Annotated in this window: 18 protein-coding genes and 1 other RNA gene; 13 read left to right on the top strand and 6 right to left on the bottom strand. The window is 54.4% G+C overall.

All coding sequences use genetic code 11. The annotated features are described in order from the left end of the window. Nucleotides 1–84 precede the first annotated feature (84 nt). From SBL51_RS10780 to SBL51_RS10765, 4 genes are all read left to right on the top strand, one after another. Nucleotides 85–867, top strand: coding sequence for a cytochrome c1 (locus SBL51_RS10780; protein ID WP_411860475.1), 783 nt, complete (start codon nucleotides 85–87; stop codon nucleotides 865–867). Nucleotides 868–1,235: 368 nt separating this feature from the next. Further along, the gene (sspA, locus tag SBL51_RS10775; RefSeq protein ID WP_317930939.1) at nucleotides 1,236–1,868 is read left to right on the top strand and encodes a stringent starvation protein SspA; all 633 of its coding nucleotides are present in this window, start codon (nucleotides 1,236–1,238) and stop codon (nucleotides 1,866–1,868) included. 82 nt (nucleotides 1,869–1,950) lie between these two features. Continuing rightward, nucleotides 1,951–2,376, top strand: coding sequence for a ClpXP protease specificity-enhancing factor (locus SBL51_RS10770; protein ID WP_411860474.1), 426 nt, complete (start codon nucleotides 1,951–1,953; stop codon nucleotides 2,374–2,376). A gap of 375 nt (nucleotides 2,377–2,751) precedes the next feature. Then, nucleotides 2,752–3,372 carry a Yip1 family protein gene (locus SBL51_RS10765; RefSeq protein ID WP_317930937.1) on the top strand — a complete coding sequence of 207 codons (621 nt, stop codon included), beginning with the start codon at nucleotides 2,752–2,754 and terminating at the stop codon, nucleotides 3,370–3,372. Between the two features lie 79 nt (nucleotides 3,373–3,451). On the opposite strand, the gene SBL51_RS10760 is transcribed toward SBL51_RS10765, so the two are convergent. Together SBL51_RS10760 and SBL51_RS10755 are read right to left on the bottom strand one after the other, a co-directional pair. Then, complete coding sequence (locus SBL51_RS10760; protein ID WP_317930936.1) at nucleotides 3,452–5,383, bottom strand: M48 family metallopeptidase; 1,932 nt, start codon at nucleotides 5,381–5,383, stop codon at nucleotides 3,452–3,454. A gap of 64 nt (nucleotides 5,384–5,447) precedes the next feature. Beyond that, nucleotides 5,448–6,044, bottom strand: a complete 597-nt coding sequence (locus tag SBL51_RS10755; RefSeq protein WP_317930935.1) for a LemA family protein — start codon at nucleotides 6,042–6,044, stop codon at nucleotides 5,448–5,450. A gap of 288 nt (nucleotides 6,045–6,332) precedes the next feature. On the opposite strand from SBL51_RS10755, the gene SBL51_RS10750 reads away from it, so the two are divergent. Beyond that, nucleotides 6,333–7,511, top strand: a complete 1,179-nt coding sequence (locus tag SBL51_RS10750) for a thiolase family protein (RefSeq protein WP_317930934.1) — start codon at nucleotides 6,333–6,335, stop codon at nucleotides 7,509–7,511. Between the two features lie 111 nt (nucleotides 7,512–7,622). Here the strand turns inward: SBL51_RS10750 and SBL51_RS10745 are convergent, their stop codons facing one another. From SBL51_RS10745 to SBL51_RS10730, 4 genes are read right to left on the bottom strand one after another with little or no spacing between them, the layout of a single operon-like run. Further along, nucleotides 7,623–8,216, bottom strand: coding sequence for a BON domain-containing protein (locus tag SBL51_RS10745; RefSeq protein ID WP_317930933.1), 594 nt, complete (start codon nucleotides 8,214–8,216; stop codon nucleotides 7,623–7,625). Between the two features lie 17 nt (nucleotides 8,217–8,233). Continuing rightward, entirely contained in the window at nucleotides 8,234–8,848 is a 615-nt protein-coding gene (locus SBL51_RS10740) for an SIS domain-containing protein (RefSeq protein WP_317930932.1), read from the bottom strand. A 30-nt stretch (nucleotides 8,849–8,878) separates the two neighbouring features. After that, entirely contained in the window at nucleotides 8,879–9,241 is a 363-nt protein-coding gene (locus SBL51_RS10735; RefSeq protein ID WP_317930931.1) for a YraN family protein, read from the bottom strand. Nucleotides 9,242–9,275: 34 nt separating this feature from the next. Then, nucleotides 9,276–11,198, bottom strand: a complete 1,923-nt coding sequence (locus SBL51_RS10730) for a penicillin-binding protein activator (protein WP_317930930.1) — start codon at nucleotides 11,196–11,198, stop codon at nucleotides 9,276–9,278. A 24-nt stretch (nucleotides 11,199–11,222) separates the two neighbouring features. Here SBL51_RS10730 and rsmI point away from each other — a divergent pair, with 24 nt between their 5' ends. From rsmI to SBL51_RS10690, 8 genes are all read left to right on the top strand, one after another. Beyond that, nucleotides 11,223–12,077 carry a 16S rRNA (cytidine(1402)-2'-O)-methyltransferase gene (rsmI, locus tag SBL51_RS10725; protein ID WP_317930929.1) on the top strand — a complete coding sequence of 285 codons (855 nt, stop codon included), beginning with the start codon at nucleotides 11,223–11,225 and terminating at the stop codon, nucleotides 12,075–12,077. Between the two features lie 38 nt (nucleotides 12,078–12,115). Next, nucleotides 12,116–12,466, top strand: an RNA gene (gene rnpB, locus SBL51_RS10720) — RNase P RNA component class A. A gap of 767 nt (nucleotides 12,467–13,233) precedes the next feature. After that, the gene (gene mraZ / locus SBL51_RS10715; RefSeq protein WP_317930928.1) at nucleotides 13,234–13,677 is read left to right on the top strand and encodes a division/cell wall cluster transcriptional repressor MraZ; all 444 of its coding nucleotides are present in this window, start codon (nucleotides 13,234–13,236) and stop codon (nucleotides 13,675–13,677) included. An 11-nt stretch (nucleotides 13,678–13,688) separates the two neighbouring features. Continuing rightward, complete coding sequence (gene rsmH, locus SBL51_RS10710) at nucleotides 13,689–14,621, top strand: 16S rRNA (cytosine(1402)-N(4))-methyltransferase RsmH (RefSeq protein ID WP_317930927.1); 933 nt, start codon at nucleotides 13,689–13,691, stop codon at nucleotides 14,619–14,621. Between the two features lie 76 nt (nucleotides 14,622–14,697). Then, nucleotides 14,698–15,015 (top strand): cell division protein FtsL, encoded by a 318-nt coding sequence (gene ftsL / locus SBL51_RS10705; RefSeq protein WP_317930926.1) that lies wholly within the window; start codon nucleotides 14,698–14,700, stop codon nucleotides 15,013–15,015. Continuing rightward, nucleotides 15,012–16,781, top strand: a complete 1,770-nt coding sequence (locus tag SBL51_RS10700; RefSeq protein WP_317930925.1) for a penicillin-binding protein 2 — start codon at nucleotides 15,012–15,014, stop codon at nucleotides 16,779–16,781. The genes ftsL and SBL51_RS10700 overlap by 4 nt, the downstream gene beginning before the upstream one ends. Beyond that, a complete protein-coding gene (locus tag SBL51_RS10695) occupies nucleotides 16,778–18,271 on the top strand; it encodes a UDP-N-acetylmuramoyl-L-alanyl-D-glutamate--2,6-diaminopimelate ligase (protein ID WP_317930924.1) in 1,494 nt (497 codons plus the stop codon). The genes SBL51_RS10700 and SBL51_RS10695 overlap by 4 nt, the downstream gene beginning before the upstream one ends. Further along, nucleotides 18,268–19,626, top strand: a complete 1,359-nt coding sequence (locus SBL51_RS10690; protein WP_317930923.1) for a UDP-N-acetylmuramoyl-tripeptide--D-alanyl-D-alanine ligase — start codon at nucleotides 18,268–18,270, stop codon at nucleotides 19,624–19,626. The genes SBL51_RS10695 and SBL51_RS10690 overlap by 4 nt, the downstream gene beginning before the upstream one ends. The last annotated feature ends 3 nt before the right edge of the window (nucleotides 19,627–19,629 follow it).

Below are 19,629 nucleotides of genomic sequence, written 5' to 3'. Positions count from 1 at the left end.
CTGCTGACTCCTTGGCTGACCAATCGCGACAGCGTGGCTGAAGAGCCAAAACGAACCAAGTCCCATGGCTTGCCGGGTATTTTGGTGTGGGCTGGTGTGGCGTTGTTTGCGCTACTGGCCTTTCTGCCAATCAACGCCGTTGCCTCCGAAGGTTGTGGTGAGATTGCCTGTGACCATGTTGAGATCGATCTGCAGGACAAGGAGTCTCTGCAGTCTGGTGCCAAATATTTCGTCAACTACTGTATGGGTTGCCACTCTGCCAAATACTCTCGTTGGGAGCGTGTGGCCACTGACCTGGAGATCCCCGAAGATCTGATGATGGATAACCTGGTGCTGGGTGAAGACCGCATTGGTCAATTGATGAGTATCGCCATGCCGGCCAAGGAGTCCAAAGCCTGGTTTGGTGCTACGCCTCCGGATTTGACTTTGGTGGCACGTGCCCGTAGCCCGGAGTGGTTGTACACCTACTTGAGAAACTTCTACCAGGATGACTCCCGTCCCACCGGCGTTAATAACAAGGTATTCGACAAGGTTGCCATGCCTCACGTATTGATGGAGCTGCAAGGGCTGCCAGTGTGTGCACCTGGCCCTGCTCATGATGAACATGGTCATGTTATTCGCAATGCCCTCGGGGAAGCGGTCGCCGATGAAGAGTGCGGCAGCCTGGAGATTGGTGAAATTAAAGGTTCCATGTCGCCCGCTGAGTTCGATGAGGCGGTAAAAGACCTGGTTGGCTTCCTGGAGTATGTGGCAGAGCCGGCAGCGGAAGATCGCGAGCGTATCGGTGTTTACGTGCTGCTCTTTATTGCTGTCTTCTTTGTATTTGCTTACTTGCTGAATCGTGAGTTCTGGCGAGGCATCCACTGAGTTAGGGTGTAACAGCTAAAAAAGGCGGCCTATGGCCGCCTTTTTTGTTGGCCGGCATAAGTATCTGGCAGATTTTGCCGATTGAACGGTGGCATAGCGCCGCGGGATGCAGGTAAGTGGGTGGTGTAGTGGCTCAATGTGGCACAACGCCGACAATTGTTTCGAATCCCTACCACATTTCATGTCTGATTTGCGCTATAATGCGCGGCTTTGATTGAGGTTATTGGCAGATGGTTGGCCTTGCCTGGGTGGTGTGGTATGGCACCTTGCGCCGGGGTTGATCCTAAGTTCCTGCGCCTATTCGTGACATTTGCGATCTCCCTATAACTTTAAATTTACGTTTCTATTTGATAATCGAGGTGCCATCAATGGGAGTTGTTGCAAAACGCTCATCCATGACATATTTTTCGGACGCTCAGGATCACTACAGCCACAGAGTACGCATTGTGCTGGCAGAGAAAGGGGTTTCTGTCGATGTGATCGATACCGATCCCAAGAATTTGCCAGAGGAAGTGACTGACCTCAACCCTTATGGCAACCTGCCAACTTTGGTAGACCGTGAGCTGACTCTGTACGAAACCAAAGTAATGATGGAATACCTTGATGAGCGGTTTCCTCATCCACCTCTGTTACCTGTCTACCCTGTTGCACGTGCGCAAAGCCGTTTGTGGATGTACCGCATCGAGAAGGATTGGTCGCCCCTGGTAGATATTATTGTCTCTGGTAAAAACAAAGAGGCTGCCGCGAAAGCGCGTAAAGAGTTAAAAGACAGCCTGCTTGCCGTTGCCCCAATTTTTGCTGAAATGCCCTACTTTATGAGCGAAGAGTTCAGTATTGTGGATTGTTGCCTGGCCCCGATTCTTTGGCGTTTGGATGCCATGGATATCAAAATCCCCAAAACCAAGCAATCTAAGCCATTGTTCGATTACATGGATCGGTTGTTTGAGCGTGAGTCCTTCCAGGCGAGCTTAACCGAATTAGAACGCGAGATGCGACTCTAGTTTTGACCAGTGGCCACTCGGGAGCAGGAGCTCTCGAGTTTGAGTGATTCAGTTTTGTCTAAGTTGTGGCAACGTGGCAGAAATCATGGCAATGTCCTCTATCAAACCCTACCTCATAAAGGCTCATTATCAGTGGATTGTGGATAACTCCTGCACGCCCTATCTGATGGTTGATGCCTATTCCGAGGGGGTTTCGGTTCCTCAGCAGTACGTTAATAAAGATGGTCAGATAGTCCTCAATATTTCGCCCTCTGCCGTGGTTGGCCTCTCCATGGATCTTAAAGCCATTGCGTTCAATGCACGCTTTGGCGGTATGCCTATGGATATCTATGTACCCTGTTATGCAGTAGTTGGTATTTATGCCAAGGAGAATGGCCGGGGTATGATGTTTGAGGTGGAGCAGCCTCCCGAACCGGAGCCGCCCAAGCCCTCTGGCGAAGTTCGTTCAATCAATTCCAACAAGTCAAAATCGCCAGACGCAAAACCCAGCCTGCGTATTATTAAATAGCGTTCAGAGCCGTCCTGTCTCTGTTAATTGGCCGAAGGTTCCACTCTGGAACCTTCGGTATGCGTGTCCCTTTTCTTAAAAATTATCGAAAGATTCAGCCTGATTATTGGATTAATTTAGGTCGTGTTTTCTATTGGCTCTATAGAGCGCTCTCTTAGACTAATTATTTATAGTTATTCCGAAAGATTTCTGTATTTGGGTATAGGGAAATTAGAAATAGCTCTTAAATAGTGAATTGTTGAAAAAATATTCAACTTCCTGCTTAGAATCACTTTTTTAATGAAAAGATCTTATTGGAGACCGATTGCGTCCTCGCTAATACTGAAAGGGTTGTTATCACTATAAAAGCAATCAACAGCGTACTAGGAGAAGCCTATGGCCATCTTGGAGCATACTCTCGGAATTATGATCCATCCCGACCGTGAGTGGCGTGCAATCCGCAGCGAACGTCACTCTTTCATTCAAGTATTTGTAAGTCATGTGCCAATTCTGGCACTCATCCCTGTGATCAGTTCCTTTATTGGAGTATCCCAAGTTGGGTGGTCGTTCGGCGATGGTACCGCAACAAAACTAACCCCTATCAGTGCATTAAGCCTGTGTGCAATTACCTATTTTGCGCTGCTGGCTGGTGTTTATATTCTCGGGGAGTTTATCAACTGGATGGCGGCCACATACGGTGTTCGCGACGATGCGGAAAAACGCCATTATGAAGGCACCGCGTTGGCGGTTTATGTAACCATACCAATATTTCTTGCCGGTATTATTCAGCTCTACCCAAGCATCTATTTGAATGCACTTGCACTTTGTATTGCCGGCGCTTATTCGGTCTATTTGATCTACGAGGGAATTCCAATTTTGATGAATATTCCCAAGGAGCGCGCATTTATGTACGCAACTTCCGTGGTCACCGTTGCATTGGTTATTGCCGTGGTGGTGCGTGTTGGTTCCGTATTGCTCTGGTCCTTGGCGGTATCCCCCATCTATATTGACGCTTAGCGGTCATACAGCATAAAAAAAACCGGCTTTCAGCCGGTTTTTTTTATGCGTACCAATTGGCGAAAGGGCGTTTTATCGCTCAAAAGTGTTTGATTGCCAGCGTGATATTGGCTGGTAATGGGCAATCAATGCACAAGGCCAGCGTACGAAGCAGAACGATTTCATCTGCAGTTATCTGCCCATCCATTTGAATCATGCCTGCAACAGCCTTCAATAATTTCGGTCTTGCCAGTGGTGCGACGCTTTTTAAGGCTGCCAGACATTGGGAAAGCTGCTTAACCGATGCCTCATGCCGGGCAAGAATCTGCAATTTGTTAAACAGCTGTTTGGCTGTAGCAAACTGTTGATCAATTGCTTCATTGGACGCGTTACTGTTGTGGGCAATAAACGAAAGTAGAACAGAAATGCTGTGGTTAATCTGGCGTGTGTTGGCCAATAATTTAGAGGTGGAGCCTACCGCACAAGACTGTTTAACCAGTTCGAAAACGCACCACTCAAATAACGTGATCTCTTCATCTGCTGAGATTAAAAATTTTACATTACTGAGAAACACCTGTTGTTGGCGTGCGGACATTCTGCGCAGTGTAGCAAGGCTTTTTAATAGCAGTATCCACTGTAACGATAGTGGCAATTGCCTGGTGGCCGAAAAAATCTCGTGCAGTTGCTTATAAACCACCGGGTGGCTTTTTTCGGAGAGGTGGGCCAGCTGTGTCTGTTGTAATGTTTGTTCTTTGTGTAACAGCAGGCCATAGATAATTGCCCGGCCGCTGAAAATATCTTCAGCGGCATTGAGCAAGGCTTCTGGAATCTGCTCTATTTGTTGCCGGGCCGCAGTAAGTTGTTCGGGCGTTAATTCAGAAGTGGCCGCAACTTCGCTGGCCTCTGCCCGTGGCGAAACAGCCGCAGTCAAAGGTGAAACCGATGGTCGCTGCTTTTTGTGGAAACCTGTTATGGTTGCGTTGGTAGTCTCTGGCACAGCGCGGCTAACAAAGTTTGGCGCAATCCGGTTAATTCGCTCGGTGATGGGCGGGTGGGTGGCAAATAGCTGGTTGAAGCTGGACCGAATGCCCTGGCCAAAGAACATGTGGCTAAATTCCGCAGCCTTCTCATGCTGCCAAAGGCTGCTCTGTTGTTGGATGGCCGCCAGCGCACCGGCGATGCCATTGGGGTTGCGTGTATATTGCACGGCTGAGGCATCTGCCAGAAACTCCCGCTGTCGGCTGGTGGCCGCAGCAATCATCCGCCCAAACAACGTGCCGGTATAACCAATTACAACCAGCGCCAAACCCAAAAGGGCAACACGCCCATCCCGTTTGCGCGAGCGGCTGTGGCTAAAACTACTGCGCCGAGAACCTCGCAACAGAAAGCGTCCGGCCAAGCCAATAACCAGTATGCCACTGAGCAGGCTCACCAAGCGCAGGTTGAGCCGCATGTCGCCGTGCAAAATATGGCTGAACTCATGGGCTACTACGCCCTGCAACTGTTCGCGGTTGAGGGCATCCAGCGCTCCTTGAGTAATGCCGATAACGGCATCCGTTGTTGAATAACCGGCAGCAAAGGCATTGATACTGCTCTCTGGGAATAGATAGACATCGGGTACGGGTGTGCCGGAGGCGATAGCCATCTCCTCCACCACGTTCAATAGCTGTTGCTCTTGCCCGGTGGCGAGATCACGATTGATCAGCCGTCCGTTTAATGTGGCTGCCACGGCCTCGCCACCCCGCTTGAGTTGATAAGCCTGAATCAAACTGGCAAGGGCGATACTGGTTGTGATAATCAAACTGGAAGCCACAACCACCTTGCCACTTAAGCTGGCCCACCAGGCCTGCCACAGGTTGCCACCGTATTCGCCTGCACCCAGTTGGCTATGGTCGCCGATTTCAAAGTAGTGCAGAAACAGTGTTGCCACTAACGAGGTAATCACTATCAAACTGATTACGGCCGCGATGAGCAGTGTTACCAGCAGCCAGGTATTGCGTCGGGCTTGGTCCTGGTGGCGAAAAAAGTCCATGGCTTACTCTTGAGGCTGGTGGGAACTGCGCTTGACCAGATTGCGACTGTCCTGACTGTAGTGGTTAGAATTTAACCTGTGGCGCGGCCTGGATGGCGGCGCTATCGGCAAACTCCAGCAAACTGGCATCCTTGGCGTGGCCAAAGGTCGAAGCCAGCAGCACGGGTGGGAAGCTCTGTTTGTAGCTGTTGTAGTTGGTGACGGCATCGTTGAAGGCCTGGCGGGCAAAGGCGACCTTGTTTTCAGTGGAGATCAGCTCTTCTGATACCTGTGCCATCGAGCTGCTCGCCTTTAGCTCCGGGTAGGCTTCTACCACGACGCTAAGCTTGCCGAGTGCGCTGGCCAATGCTCCTTCGGCGTTTGCCAGCCCGGCGACGGCAGCGGCATCGCCCGGGTTTTTAGCGGCGGCTTGCAGGCTGCTGAGGGCCTGATTACGGGCACTGATAACCGCCTCCAGGGTCTCCCGCTCGTGCTTGAGATAACCTTTGGCCGTCTCAACCAGGTTGGGAATCAGGTCGTAACGCCGTTTCAGCTGCACCTCTATCTGAGCGAAGGCGTTTTCGAAGCGATTTTTGAGGGTCACCAACTGGTTATAGATGCTGACTACGTAGAGTAGTACGCTGATTAGAATTACCAGGATGACGATAGTCGATAGTGTCATTAAGGTTCCTTGAGGAGCTTTAGTGAGGTTTAGTGGTTATTTTGTCGAAATGTCTATTAAAGGTGCCAAGGTGGCGATGCGAGCTGTGACCAGAAGTTGATTTTCTGGTATAAAGTGGCCCCCGGCAGACGATGACCTCATTTTAGTAGCGGGCGGGCCCGCTGAAAGAGATTCCCTGCCACAATGTACCCTGATACATTGCGGTTGGTATTATAACCACGTTTTAAAGTAAGTCTCGTCGGGGTCAAGACCCTAACTCAGAACCGATTAAGACATTTGGAGGCAGACATGAGTGAAGCAGTAGTAATCGTAGGCATGGCCCGGACCCCTATGGGTGGCTTGTTAGGCGCACTCAGCGATGTCAAAGCGACTGAGTTGGGCAGTGTGGCCATTAAAGCGGCGTTGGCCGATGCCAAGGTTGAAGGTGCGGATGTCGATTACGTATTGATGGGCTGTGTGTTACCCGCCGGCCTAGGCCAGTCGCCAGCGCGCCAGGCCTCCCTGGGTGCTGGTCTTCCCCTTGGTGTACCTGTCAGTACCGTTAACAAAGTTTGTGGCTCAGGCATGAAAACGGTCTGTATGGCCGCCGATATGATTCAAGCCGGGCGTGCCTCGGTTGTGGTAGCCGGTGGTTTGGAGAGCATGTCCAATGCCCCGTACCTGCTCAAGCAGGGCCGAAAAGGTTTCCGTTTAGGCCATGGTGAAGTGCTTGATCACATGTTCTACGACGGCCTGCAAAATGCCTACGATGGCGCTTTGATGGGTACCTTCGCCGAGCTGTGTGCCGACAAATATGAATTTACCCGTGAGGACCAGGATGCCTTTGCCATCGAATCCCTGCGTCGTGCCAATGCGGCCATCGCCGAAGGCAAATTTAAGCGTGAGATGGCGCCGGTTACCATTAAAACCAAAAAGGGTGAAACCGTGGTGGATACCGATGAGCAGCCAGGCAATTCCCGTCCGGAAAAAATTCCTACTCTGAAACCCGCCTTTAAAGCCGATGGTACTGTAACTCCCGCCAATGCCAGCTCTATCTCCGATGGTGCTGCCGCGCTGGTGTTGATGAGTGAATCTGAAGCGGCCAAACGCGGTCTGAAACCCATTGCAAAATTGGTGGCTCGCGCTGAGTACTCCCAGGAGCCAGAGTGGTTCACTACCGCACCGGTTGGCGCCATTAAGAAAGTGGTGGAAGAGGCTAGCTGGTCAGTTGAAGACGTTGACCTGTTTGAAATTAACGAGGCTTTTGCCGTGGTAGCAATGGCGGCTATTCGCGATTTCAACATTCCGCACGAAAAGGTGAATGTGCATGGTGGTGCTTGTGCCCTGGGTCACCCCATCGGCGCATCTGGTGCCCGCATTCTGGTGACTCTGTTGGCGGCGATGCAAACCTACAACAAGAAAAAGGGTTTGGGCACTCTCTGTATCGGTGGTGGTGAAGCCATTGCTGTGGGTGTTGAGCTGGTATAAAGCTACGCCCTCAGTGGTAAAAAGGCAGTACATACAAAGCAATAAAGCAGTAAAAAAGGGCGCATCAAGCGCCCTTTTTTATGATCCGAAGTAGCCGGAGAGTAGTCGCTCTCAGTTAATGTACTCCACCACTCGAACCACCTTGGTCACACCGCCGACCGAGGCGGCAATTTCGCTGGCCTTCTCTGCCTGCACTCGGGTCATTAGCCCCATTAGGTAAACGGCCCCATTCTCCACCACCATTTTCACCCGGCTGCTTTTCACATCGCTGTTGGCCATTAGTTTGGTGCGCACCTTGGTGGCTATCCAAGAGTCGCTGCGATTCATCCAGAAGGTGGCGTTGCTGCGTACTTCCAGTTCATTGTGGACTTGGCGAACCCTATCCAGATCATTAACCACCCTGGCGGCCTGATCTCTCAACGCCTTGTTGGGTACCTGGCCGGTGATCAGTGCCACGCCATTAAAGACGGTGACTTCGACATTGGCGTTTTTAAAGGCATCGTTGGTTTTGTCTAAATTAACTTCGGCAAAGGTTTTCAGCTGTTTGTCATCAATGTAGGTGCCAAAGCTGCGTTTGGTGGGATCTGGGCTGATGGGTTCGTCGGTGGTGGCGCCGACCAAAGCGGTACAGCCAGAGAGGCTTATAAATAAAAGGCCAACAACAGCGGCTGCCGGCCACAGGAGTAAAGTTTTAAGTTTCTGCATGGTAAACAAACTGGTGACTAATCTTCCAAGGGGCCAAAAAGTTGGTGATCAACAAGATCACACAAGCAAAATATAGACAGTAGATGCACTTCATGTATCCGTGCGCGGGAATCGATGGGTGCGCGTAACTCAATGTCGTGGATGTCCAACAGAGCGGGAATATTCCCGCCATCGCGGCCGGTGAAGGCGATCACTGACATGCCGCGGTCATGGGCACTGGCAACCGCCTGTATCAGATTACTGGGGTTGCCGCTGGTGGTTAATAATACTAAGACATCACCGGCTTGGCCCAGGGCGGATATCTGTTTGGAGAAGATCTCATTAAAACTGTTATCGCTGGCAAAAGCGGTAATGGCTGTGGGGTTGGTGGCCAGGGCGTAGGCGGCAAAGCCGGGTCGCTCGCGCTCAAAACGGTTGCCCAAACAGTTAACTAGAATCTGTGAATTGGCTGCGGAGATGCCATTGCCGGCAACCAAAATTTTGTGCTCGTTTAACAGCGTGGTCACCAGTAACTGGCTGGCGGCTACCAGATTGGGGGCCAATAGTTCGCCGGAAGACATTTTTGCTTCCAGGCTTTTATGGAAAAGGCTGATCACCCTCTCTTCAAGTTCAAAATTGTTGTTGTCATTCATAGGTTGAAAAAGTCTGGTGTACTAAACGCATTAGTGTGCAGCGAAGGCATCTTGTATCCAATTTATGGAGAGTTGTTGTTGAGCATCGTAAGCCATGGCAACCACATCAAAGCGGCAGTCGAACTGTTGAAACTCACTGTGGCTGGCTAAAAAAAGCTGGGCTGTAGCGATAATTTTCTGTTGTTTGGATGTCGAGACCATCTCCTCGGCGTGGCCAAATGCGCTCTGTTTCCGGTATTTAACTTCAATAAATATCAGCCGCTGCTGTTGGCGCATAATAAGATCAATTTCACCCAGCCGGCAGCGGAAATTACGGGCAACTAACTGCAGTTTCTGCTTTTGCAGATAGCGGCAGGCTTCGGCTTCGGCATCGGCGCCAGTGGTAATGGTCATTGGCCGTTGTCGATGCACGAGCGCAAGCTGCTGTTTAATCCATGACCGCGCCATTCGCCACCGTGGGTAGCAGGGTTGCCTGACCGCCGGAGATAACGGCAATGCTCTCCTGGCGGGCTATGCGGCCGGCTGCGGTGAGGTAGAGCTCGCCGGTGGCACCATAGTAACGGGCTCGGCCTATTTGTTGAAGCTGCAGCAGTCGTGGGTAGAGGCGGTAAGCATCCACGCCCAAGGCGTGCAGGTTCTGCAGGTTTTTCTGGGCAGGGAGGTTAGCATCGAGTGCGTCGCGCTCGGTTGCGGAGAAGCCAAAAAACCAGGGCAGGGTGGTAAATCGAATACCGTTCAGGTCGTTATTGTTGGTGGTGGTGGCTGTAGGGTCAAACACCTGGCTGGTGGCGTAGACCGGTATGCTGCCAGCATAGTGGAAGGCCAGGGTCGGCTTTAACTGGCGGGCATCTTCCGGGTTGGCAACCATAAAAATCATGTCGATATCACTGCGACTGCGTGGTTCCGTTTCCATGTTGGTGCCGGTTAAGCGTTCAATGTCTCTCGCCCGCTGTTTGCTGCGGTCGACCAGGAGCGAGCGCTCGATGGCCTCGGAAAAGAGGCTCTGTTGGGCAAATTCCGTATTTACCGCCAGCTCTCCACCCAGTGCCTGCCAGGCATCGGTGAAGGCGCGGGCGGCACGCTGGCCCCAGTCCCGGTTGGAGGAGAGAATCATGGCCCGGCGGTGACCATCGCGCCAGGCGCGTTCCGCGATTTGGCGGGCCTCATCTTCGGTGGCCAGGCCAAACTGATAGAGGTTCTCGGTGTACAGCGACTCGCTCACCAAATAGTTCAGTGCCAGTGTCGGCACCGGCAGTGCGGGCCGTAAATTGAGCTCTTCCAGCGGCGCTTTTTGCAGAGGGCCAATGATGGTTTCGGCTCCCTCGGCAACGGCTTGGTCGTACAGGGCGTTGATGTCGGCCTGATCGGTGTTGTAAACCTGGATTTGGGGACTGGTGTGGCCCGCCTTCAACGCTGAGTAGTAGGCGGCCATAAAGGCGTCGCGCACCGCTTCCCCGGCAGTGGCGTACTTGCCGGTTAATGGCAGTAATAGGGCGACCTGTTTGGGTTGCTGTTTGACCAGCTGTTGCAGTAGCTGCAGGTCGTCGGGTAGCGTCAGGCTGGCGGGGTGATTGGGCCATTGCCGTTGCCAGCTCTCCACCTGCAAGTACTGTTGTTCGATATTGGTCTGGTTGTTCTTGCTAATTGCCGCCAGCGAGTACCAGCCCCGCAGCATTGGCAGCTTCTCTTTCAGACTGAGATCGTTGAGTGTGGTGGGCGGCTGGCTCATCAGCAGGCGCCATATGGTCTCGTTGTTGGTGTGCTCCGCCTCGGCATCCACCAGCAGGGGCATGATGGCCAGGTACTCTTTAATGGCGGTAACCGGTTCATCGACAATGGAGAAAACCGTTGCCCGGTTGTTACGCCAGTGGAGTTCCTGCTCAACGGTCATCTGTGGAATGCTTTCAGGCAGAAAATCACTGGCCAGCACCCGCTTCGCAGCAAAATATTCACCCATCAGCAGCGCCAGGTCACCGACGGCGAGTCGATATTGGTTTTGGTCAACCAATAGCAGGTAATTGGGGTCGATATCGTTAAAAACACGCCAGGCTGTGGTGTATTCATTCAGTGACAAGAGAATCTGGCCCGCTTGCATGCGGCCGGCTGCGGCCTTAGTGCGGTCGCCGCTGAGTTCCGCGAAACTGGCCGCGGTTAACAGGGCGTCGGCATCTTCATGGCTTTGGCTGGAAACGGCCAGGGGGCCGACCGGTTTGGTCTCTACCGAGCCACAGGCCACCAGAGAGATAGTTACACCGGCGATCAATCCGCGACAGCCAATATGGAGTAACTGTTTGGCTTGATCATGTGGGCCGGTGGTCAAACTCCGGACCATTTGTTTTAAACTTACCATTTACATTTTCCAGGTGAACAATACATGCCGAGCGAAACCGAGTTCGGGCAGCTTTTTGTGGTTGCAACGCCCATCGGCAATTTGGCCGATATGGTACCCCGCGCAGTGGAAACTCTCCAAACAGTGGATCTGATTGCAGCGGAGGATACCCGGCATAGTGCCAAGCTCCTGTCACACTTTAGTATCAGTACGCCGATGTTTGCCTACCATGATCACACAGATGAGCGGCGCACGGAGTTACTGATTGAAAAATTGAGAGCGGGTTCCAAAGTTGCGCTCATATCGGATGCCGGGACTCCGCTCATTTCAGACCCCGGTTATCGTCTGGTGGCCGAGGCGCGTCGCCAGGGAATCACGGTTACCCCCATCCCCGGAGCCTGTGCCCTGATCACCGCCCTGAGCGCCTCCGGGCTGGCGACAGACCGCTTCCGGTTTGAGGGTTTTCTGCCCAGCAAGCAGCAGGCTCGCCAACAACGATTGCAGTCGCTGGTGGAGGAGACGGCCACGCTGGTCTACTACGAAGCTCCCCATCGAATTTTAGACTGCCTACAGGATGTTGCCTCGGTGTTTGGTATGGAGCGTAGGGTGGTGTTAGCCCGGGAGTTGACCAAAACCTTTGAAACCTTTCTGGCGGGCAACGTGGCTCAGGTACTGGCTCGGGTAGCCGAAGATAGCAATCAGCAGCGGGGTGAAATCGTACTGATGATCGCTGGTGCTGCCGCCGTAACTGCTGAGATAGATGCGGAGAGCCGCCGCTTGTTAGCTCTGCTGTTACCTCATATGCCCCCCAAAAAGGCGGCGGGGGTGGTGGCGGAATACACCGGGTTGAAAAAGAACGCACTCTATCAGTGGTTGATGCAACAGAAAGCGGGCGAGTAATTGCACCGGTTGGGAAATGAGAGTAGTCTCCCGGCCTCGAAGTCGACTGGGCAATCGCTCTACCCGTATGGGTGGGGAGGAAAGTCCGGGCTCCACAGGGTAGAGCGCCAGATAACGTCTGGGGGGCGTGAGCCTACGGAAAGTGCAGCAGAGAGCAGACCGCCTAAGCTACCTCGGTAGCCGGTAAGGGTGAAAGGGTGCGGTAAGAGCGCACCGCGCGACTGGTAACAGTTCGTGGCACGGTAAACCCCGCTCGGAGCAAGACCAAATAGGCCTTCTATGGTGTGACCCGCACTGAAGGCGGGTAGGTCGCTAGAGGTGTTCGGTGACGAACGCCCAAGATGAATGATTGTCCTCGACAGAACCCGGCTTATAGGTCGACTTCGAATCTCTTCCTTATACCTACTAATGTCACGTTGGTACCCCTGCGTCTGATGGGTGCCCGCGCTCTATCGCTGTTTTCATCCCTCTATAGTTATTCTTCTTTATCTATCCGGCGCCAACGATATTTACTGCCTGGCAGGAGCGCTGTGGTCTGTCTGCCGTTCCTGCTGGTGTCGCAATGTGCTTAGGGCTCGCCTGTGGTGGGAAGTGGTTTTGGGTGGTTAAGCGGGCGGCAAGCCAGCGCTTTCGGCAGGTTGCGCGGTGTAGCCAGCGGCTGAAAACCACAGATTGCCACCAGACTGGCGAGCGTTTCCCACAAAATTCCACCGCTCCTCCCACTTTTTACCACTCAGCTGCCCCTTTTTGGCCAGATTTGGTCGCTAGCATCAAATCGGGTCCCTTTTTAAGGCTTAGCCCCATTGGCAGGTGCGCAGGCATAAGAAGCCCGAGAAATTTACATTTCGGTGTAAAGGCGCGAGGAAGTAATTGGAAATCAATCTAAAAGCTAAAGTGATTTCTCACAGTTTTAGCTAGGTCGCTGTTTTGTAAGAGATTTATGGATTTGTTGGATTTCTGATCAGTTTGTGAAAACAGCATGTTTTTGATTTTTCCCGCCAGAGAACAATTTTTTCCTTGTAGATCAACGCACTAAATGGATTGCTCCAGCTTGACTTTAGCCGGAGGCCACATATAGTGTGCCAGTGGGAATAAGTGGTAATTAGTAGAATTTTGTGATCTTTAGTGGGCCTTCAGTGTCCTCCGGTGGAAATAAATGTTTTACGGTAGTCATTCAGTCACGATGGATGCCAAGGGGCGCGTTGCCGTTCCAAAGGATCTCCGTGACCAATTGACGGCCTACTGTAACTGCGAGCTGGTGCTGACCGCCTCCACTCAAGATCGTTGCCTGGTGCTCTACCCAAAACCCTACTGGGATGAGATTGCCGTGCAACTGGAAGAGATAAAAAGCCGTAGCAGCAAGCAGGCGCGGCGCACCAAATTACTGATGTTGGGTTATTACCACGTTGCGGAGATGGATGGCAACAACCGCATGTTGATTCCCACCCAGCATCGCGACTACGCCGGGCTGGATCGCAAACTGCTGATTATTGGCCAGGGCAAAAGCTTTGAGGTTTGGGATGAAGACCGCTTCAAAGAGTGGGTCGATAGCGACATTGACGAGCCGGTTCCGGATGATCTTGCTGGTCTCGACTTTTAGAGGTAAGCAGCTTGGCTGAAACAAGCCACTACTCGGTGCTATTGCACGAGTCCGTTGATGCGCTAATTACTGATCCGGGTGGCTTCTACATTGATGGCACCTTTGGCCGTGGCGGGCACAGTCGGGCCATCCTTAAGCAGTTGAATGAATCTGGCCGGTTGCTGGCTATCGATAAGGATCCAGAGGCGATCGAGGTGGCCAATCGCTTGGCCGCGGAAGATCAACGTTTTCAGATAGAGCAGGGCTCCTTTGCCGAGATGCGGCGCATGCTAGAGGGGCTGGGGCGAACGGGTGAGGTTACCGGCATTCTGCTCGATCTGGGTGTCTCCTCGCCGCAGTTGGACCAGGCTGAGCGCGGTTTCAGTTTCCTGCAGGATGGGCCGCTGGATATGCGCATGGATACCACCGCTGGCGAAAGTGCCGCGGACTGGATCAACCGGGCCGCAGAAGAGGACATTGCCTGGGTGTTTAAAAACTATGGCGAAGAGCGGTTCGCCAAACGCATGGCCAGGGCGATTGTTAATCACCGTCAGCAACAGCCCTTTACCCGCACCGGCCAGTTGGCCAAGGTGATCGCCGAGGCCAATCCGGCTTGGGAGAAGGGCAAGCACCCAGCGACCAGAGCCTTTCAGGCAATCCGGATTCAGGTGAACCGGGAGTTGGATGATCTGCAGGAGGCTCTGGCTGTGGCCTTGGAGATGTTGGCGGTTGGTGGGCGGCTGGTGGTGATCAGCTTCCACTCACTGGAGGATCGTATCGTCAAACAGTTTTTCCGTCGTCAAGAGCGGGGCGATCAGTTGCCCAAGGGGCTGCCAGTGATGGAGAGCGCTCTGAACAAACGCATGAAGGTATTGGCGAAGGCGCAAAAAGCTGGAGAGAAAGAGTTGGCGGAAAACATTCGCTCGCGCAGCGCTGTTTTGCGAGTCGCAGAAAAAATTAAATAACAACGCCAACACGCACAGAACCCGACGTAAACGACAACCCAACTTAAACGCAAATGACAACCACGGTTGCAAAGTGATGGTAACGCGAACCGCATTAGATTATTCCGATTCAGCCCCAACCACCGGTTGGCCGAGCCGATTGTTGGTGGCCGTGCTGTGGGTATTGGTGTTGGCGTCGGCGGTAGCGGTGATTTACACCAGCCACCAATCCCGCCAATTGACGGCAGAGTTGGCTGTGGCGCAATCGGAATCGGCCGCACTGCAGGAGCAGTGGGGACAGTATTTGTTGGAGCGCAGTGCCTGGGGCGCCTACAGTCGGGTGGAAAACCTTGCCGTGGAGAAGTTGCAGATGGCTCCGCCACCGGCGGAGAGTATCGTAGTGGTTGAGCGATGACAGCGAAGCGCAAGCCGAAAAAAAACAACGTAAAGCTCGCGCCGCCGGTGTTGGTATCCCGGTGGCGCTTTTACTTTGTGTGCGGGGTAATGGCCTGTATGGGGCTGGCCCTGGTGGCTCAGCTCGCCTGGCTGCAAGTGCTGCCCAATACCGACCGCGGCGCCGATTTTTTGCGCAAGGCCGGTGAGGATCGCACGGTTCGCTCGGAGCTTATCCCTGGCTATCGCGGTGTGATCTCCGACCGTAATGGTGATCCGCTGGCGGTCAGTACGCCGTTGGTGACCATCTCCCTGGATCCACAACTGATTACTTCTGAACACAAGCAGTTGGCGGATCTGGCCCGTTTGGCGGATATGAACCTGGGCGAGTTGAAGGCCAAGCTGGATCGCTACCGCAACCACAGTTATATGTCGTTCGCCACGCGCATGCCTCCCGATCAGGCGGCGCGCATCAAGGCGTTGAAAATCGCTGGTCTCTACTACCAAACGGAGTATCGTCGCTTTTATCCCTCGGGCGAGGTTAGTGCCCAGCTACTGGGGGTGACCGATATTTACGACCAGGGCCAGGAGGCACTGGAGCTTGCCTACAACGAGTGGCTGACCGGCAGTTCAGGCAGAAAAACCGTAGTGAAGGATGAGAAGGGCAACGTGATTCGCGAGGTGGGCATCACCGAAGCGGCCAGCCCCGGTAAAAACCTCGCCTTGGCGATCGACCTGCGCCTGCAATACATGGCTTATCGTGAGCTGAAAACCGCCGTTACCCAACAACGAGCCGAATCTGGCTCGATTGTGGTGTTGGATGCCCACACCAATGAGGTTCTGGCGCTGGTCAATGCCCCCTCTTTCAACCCCAACGATCGCACCGGGTTAAAGCCGGAAGAGCTGAGCGAAGCGATGCGCAACCGCGCCATTGTTGACCAGATGGAGCCCGGCTCCACGATAAAGCCGTTCAGCATTATGGCGGCCTTGGAAAAGGGCATAGTTGGCAAAGACTCGATTGTCGACACCTCACCGGGTTCCCTCTATGTGGGTGGCAAAACCTTTGTTGACCCGGTCAACTACGGGCCAATCAGTGTTACCAAAATTATTACCAAGTCGAGCCAGGTGGGGACCACCAAACTGGCCCTGCGCACCGGGCCGACCTCTATTCGCGATATGTACTACCGGGTTGGTCTTGGGCAGGCGATGGGTACAGGTTTTCCCGGTGAGAGTGGCGGCTTGCTGCCGCAGTACCACCGCTGGCCCGATGTGACTACGGCCAACTACGCCTTCGGTTATGGCTTCACCACCAGCGTTTTGCAGCTGGCCCAGGCATACAGCGTGATCGCCAACGATGGCATCCGCAAACCGGTGTCACTGCTGCGTGTAGAGCACAATCCAGCCGGCGAGCGGGTGTTGTCTGCGGAGCTGGCGGAAGAGATGAAATCGATGTTGGCTACAGTGACCAACAAGGGCGGTACCGGCCACCGTGCGCACCTCGATCATTACTCCACGGCGGGCAAATCGGGAACGGCTCACCTGCCGCGCAAAGGTGGTGGCGGCTATGCCGACGATCGCTACCGCTCACTGTTTGCTGGCTTTGCCCCCTTAGATGACCCGCGCATTGTAGTGGTGGTGGTGATCTCCGAACCAAAAACCGGCAAGTATTACGGCGGCGAAGTGGCCGCGCCGGTGTTTGGCCGGGTTACCGACGCCGCACTACGGCTGTTGGAAGTGCCGCCGGAGATTGAACCGGTTGCCACGCAGGTGGCCGAGGTGAGGCGATGACAGTTTCGGCTGCCGCACTGCTGAATTCCTGGCCGGAGCTCACCAACGAGCCCCGGCTTAATGCTATTACGCCCAAGGGGTTGGTGCTCGATAGCCGCCAAGTGCGTTTAGGTGACGCCTTCTGTGCGGTGCCTGGAGCCCAGGTGGATGGCCGGCGCTTTATCGACAACGCCCTGGCGGCCGGCTGCAGCCTGGTTTTGGCGGAGGGCGAGCGGCCCTCGCTGGAATGGCACGGTGCTGTGCCGGTGGTGAGTGTGCCCAGCTTGAGCCGCTGTTTATCCGAGTTGGCGGCCAACTTCTACGGCCACCCGGCGCGCGCGTTATCGGTATTTGCAGTGACTGGCACCAACGGCAAAACCACCTGCAGCCACCTCTACGCCCAGTTGCGGCAGTTGGCGGGGGAGGCGTGTGGTGTCATTGGTACCTTGGGTTATGGTGTTATTGGCCAGCCACTTAAGCACACGGGCTTAACCACGCCAGATGCCGTTACCACCCAGGCGATCTTGGCAGAATTCAAAGCCGACGGCATTGACCGGGTGTCGATGGAGGCCTCCTCCCATAGCCTGGATCAGGGGCGTATGGCGGCGGTGCCGGTAGAGACGGCCCTATACACCAATTTAAGCCGTGACCATCTCGACTATCACGGCGATATGGCCAGCTACGGGCAGAGCAAGTGGCAGCTGTTTACCCGGCCCGAGTTAAAGCAGGCGGTGATCAACCTGGATGATGCCGTGGGTAAACAGTGGGCGGCTGACTATCGCGGTGCCGGTGAGCTGTTGACCTACTCAATCACCGAACTCAGTGCCGATGTCGCAGTGACCGACGTCGACTATTGGGCGGGCGGCGCCCGGGCGCAGTTGCGTACCCCTTGGGGGAGTGCACCGATCGAGAGCCCATTAATTGGCTCGTTCAACCTCAGTAATCTGGTGGGGGTGTTGGCGGCCGAGTTGGCCGAGACGCAATCTCTGTCCCAGGTGGCTGAGCGTGTTGCACAGCTACAGCCGGTGGCCGGCCGTATGCAAACGATTGCGGGCACTCCTGCGGTGGCGACAGTTGTGGTCGACTACGCCCACACGCCGGATGGCTTAGAGCAGGCCCTGTTAGCGCTGCGCCAACACTGTAACGGCCAGCTGTGGTGTCTGTTTGGCTGTGGTGGTGATCGCGACCCTGGAAAACGACCGGAGATGGCCGCTATCGCGGAGCGTCTGGCCGACCGGGTGGTGGTGACTAACGACAACCCGCGCACGGAATCGCCGGTGCAGATACTCAATCACATTCTGGAGGGCTTCCATGCGCCAGAAAATGTGCTGGTTGAACTTGATCGAGTGCGGGCTATTGCGCTCGCCATCCGCCAGGCGGCGCCTGAGGATCTGGTGTTAGTGGCTGGCAAAGGCCATGAGGATTATCAGCTGATTGGTGATCAGAGGCTCAACCATTCCGATTTGGAAGTGTGTACGCATACCGTTCAACAACTGGGGCAGAACCAATGATAACTACAAGCCTGAGTGAATTGGCCGCAGTCGCCGGTGGCGAGTTACTGGGCAGTGATGCCAGTGTCAGCAGTATCACTACCGACAGCCGCTCGGTACAGCCTGGCGACCTGTTTGTCGCCCTGAAAGGGGACTATTTCGACGGCAATGAATTTGCCGCAACGGCTGTGGAGCAGGGCGCGGTTGCGGTACTGGTCAGCCGGGAGCAGGCCGGTCTCGCCGCCAGCCAAATTCTGGTGGCGGATACCACCGATGCCTTGGGCGACATTGCCAGCTGGCACCGACAGCAGTGGCAGAAGCCGCTGGTGGCGATCACCGGCAGCTGCGGTAAGACCACGGTCAAGGGCATGGTGGCGGCCATTTTGTCGGAGATGGCCACCACACTGGCCACCGAGGGCAACCTCAACAACCATATTGGTGTGCCTAAAACCCTGTTACGGCTCGCGCCGGAACAGCAGTTCGCGGTGATCGAAATGGGTGCCAGTGCCATTGGCGAGATCGACTACCTGGTTAACCTGGCGAAACCGCAGGTGGCACTGGTCAATAACGTGGTGCCTGCCCACCTGGAGGGCTTTGGCTCGGTGGAGGCGATTGCCACCGCCAAAGGTGAAATTTACCAAGGGCTGGCTGACGACGGCGTCGCCATTATTAATCTCGATGATCACTTCGCAGGCCAGTGGTTGCAGGAAATTGGTGAGCGCAACTGGCTGGGCTTCAGCCTGGTGGACCACTCTGCCGATCTTTATGCCACTGATGTGCACATCGATAAAGGCGGCCGGGCCAGTTTTGAACTCTGCTCCAAAGTCGGCAAGGTCGCTATTGATTTGCAGATTCTCGGGCGCGCCAATGTGGCCAATGCTCTGGCCGCTGCCGCCTGTACCGTGCCTTTGGGAGCGACCCTGGCCACGATTAAATCGGGCCTGGAAAAATTTAGCGCTGTGCCCGGTCGCCTCTGTCTCTACGAGGGCGTCAACGGTTGCTGGGTAATCGACGACAGCTACAACGCCAACCCGGGCAGTGTGAAGGCGGCCATAGATGTGTTGGCTGAACTGCCGGGCAAGCGTCTTTTGGTGTTGGGCGATATGGGTGAGTTGGGCGCGGAGGCCAAGGCCGCCCACAAGGAGATTGGCCGCTATGCCAAAACGGCGGGGCTGGATGGACTGTTAACGGCGGGTCCGCTCAGCGAATTGGCCGCGCAAGAGTTTGGGGAGCAGGCCCAAAGCTTTATTAATAATGCGGCACTCAGTGAGTCGTTAATCAATGAACTCGATGCATCGGTGGTGGTGCTGATTAAAGGCTCGCGCAGCGCCGGTATGGAGTCCGTTGTGCAGGCCATCTTAAAAGAAGGGGTATAGGGG

The sequence above is a fragment of the Halioxenophilus sp. WMMB6 genome (assembly GCF_033283405.1).
Classification (GTDB): Bacteria; Pseudomonadota; Gammaproteobacteria; order Pseudomonadales; family Cellvibrionaceae; genus Halioxenophilus.
The sequence above is the reverse complement of the archived record's forward strand: the minus strand, read 5'-3'. Positions and strand labels throughout refer to the sequence as shown.

Coding starts and splice junctions, on each gene's coding strand:
- ftsL (WP_317930926.1), top strand. CDS start 14,698: ATGGTAACGCGAACCGCATTAGATTATTCCGATTCAGCCCCAACCACC.
- SBL51_RS10695 (WP_317930924.1), top strand. CDS start 16,778: ATGACAGTTTCGGCTGCCGCACTGCTGAATTCCTGGCCGGAGCTCACC.
- SBL51_RS10760 (WP_317930936.1), bottom strand. CDS start 5,383: ATGGACTTTTTTCGCCACCAGGACCAAGCCCGACGCAATACCTGGCTG.
- SBL51_RS10740 (WP_317930932.1), bottom strand. CDS start 8,848: ATGAATGACAACAACAATTTTGAACTTGAAGAGAGGGTGATCAGCCTT.
- SBL51_RS10750 (WP_317930934.1), top strand. CDS start 6,333: ATGAGTGAAGCAGTAGTAATCGTAGGCATGGCCCGGACCCCTATGGGT.
- SBL51_RS10730 (WP_317930930.1), bottom strand. CDS start 11,198: ATGGTAAGTTTAAAACAAATGGTCCGGAGTTTGACCACCGGCCCACAT.
- SBL51_RS10700 (WP_317930925.1), top strand. CDS start 15,012: ATGACAGCGAAGCGCAAGCCGAAAAAAAACAACGTAAAGCTCGCGCCG.
- SBL51_RS10745 (WP_317930933.1), bottom strand. CDS start 8,216: ATGCAGAAACTTAAAACTTTACTCCTGTGGCCGGCAGCCGCTGTTGTT.
- mraZ (WP_317930928.1), top strand. CDS start 13,234: ATGTTTTACGGTAGTCATTCAGTCACGATGGATGCCAAGGGGCGCGTT.
- SBL51_RS10735 (WP_317930931.1), bottom strand. CDS start 9,241: ATGACCATTACCACTGGCGCCGATGCCGAAGCCGAAGCCTGCCGCTAT.
- rsmI (WP_317930929.1), top strand. CDS start 11,223: ATGCCGAGCGAAACCGAGTTCGGGCAGCTTTTTGTGGTTGCAACGCCC.
- SBL51_RS10690 (WP_317930923.1), top strand. CDS start 18,268: ATGATAACTACAAGCCTGAGTGAATTGGCCGCAGTCGCCGGTGGCGAG.
- SBL51_RS10765 (WP_317930937.1), top strand. CDS start 2,752: ATGGCCATCTTGGAGCATACTCTCGGAATTATGATCCATCCCGACCGT.
- SBL51_RS10755 (WP_317930935.1), bottom strand. CDS start 6,044: ATGACACTATCGACTATCGTCATCCTGGTAATTCTAATCAGCGTACTA.
- sspA (WP_317930939.1), top strand. CDS start 1,236: ATGGGAGTTGTTGCAAAACGCTCATCCATGACATATTTTTCGGACGCT.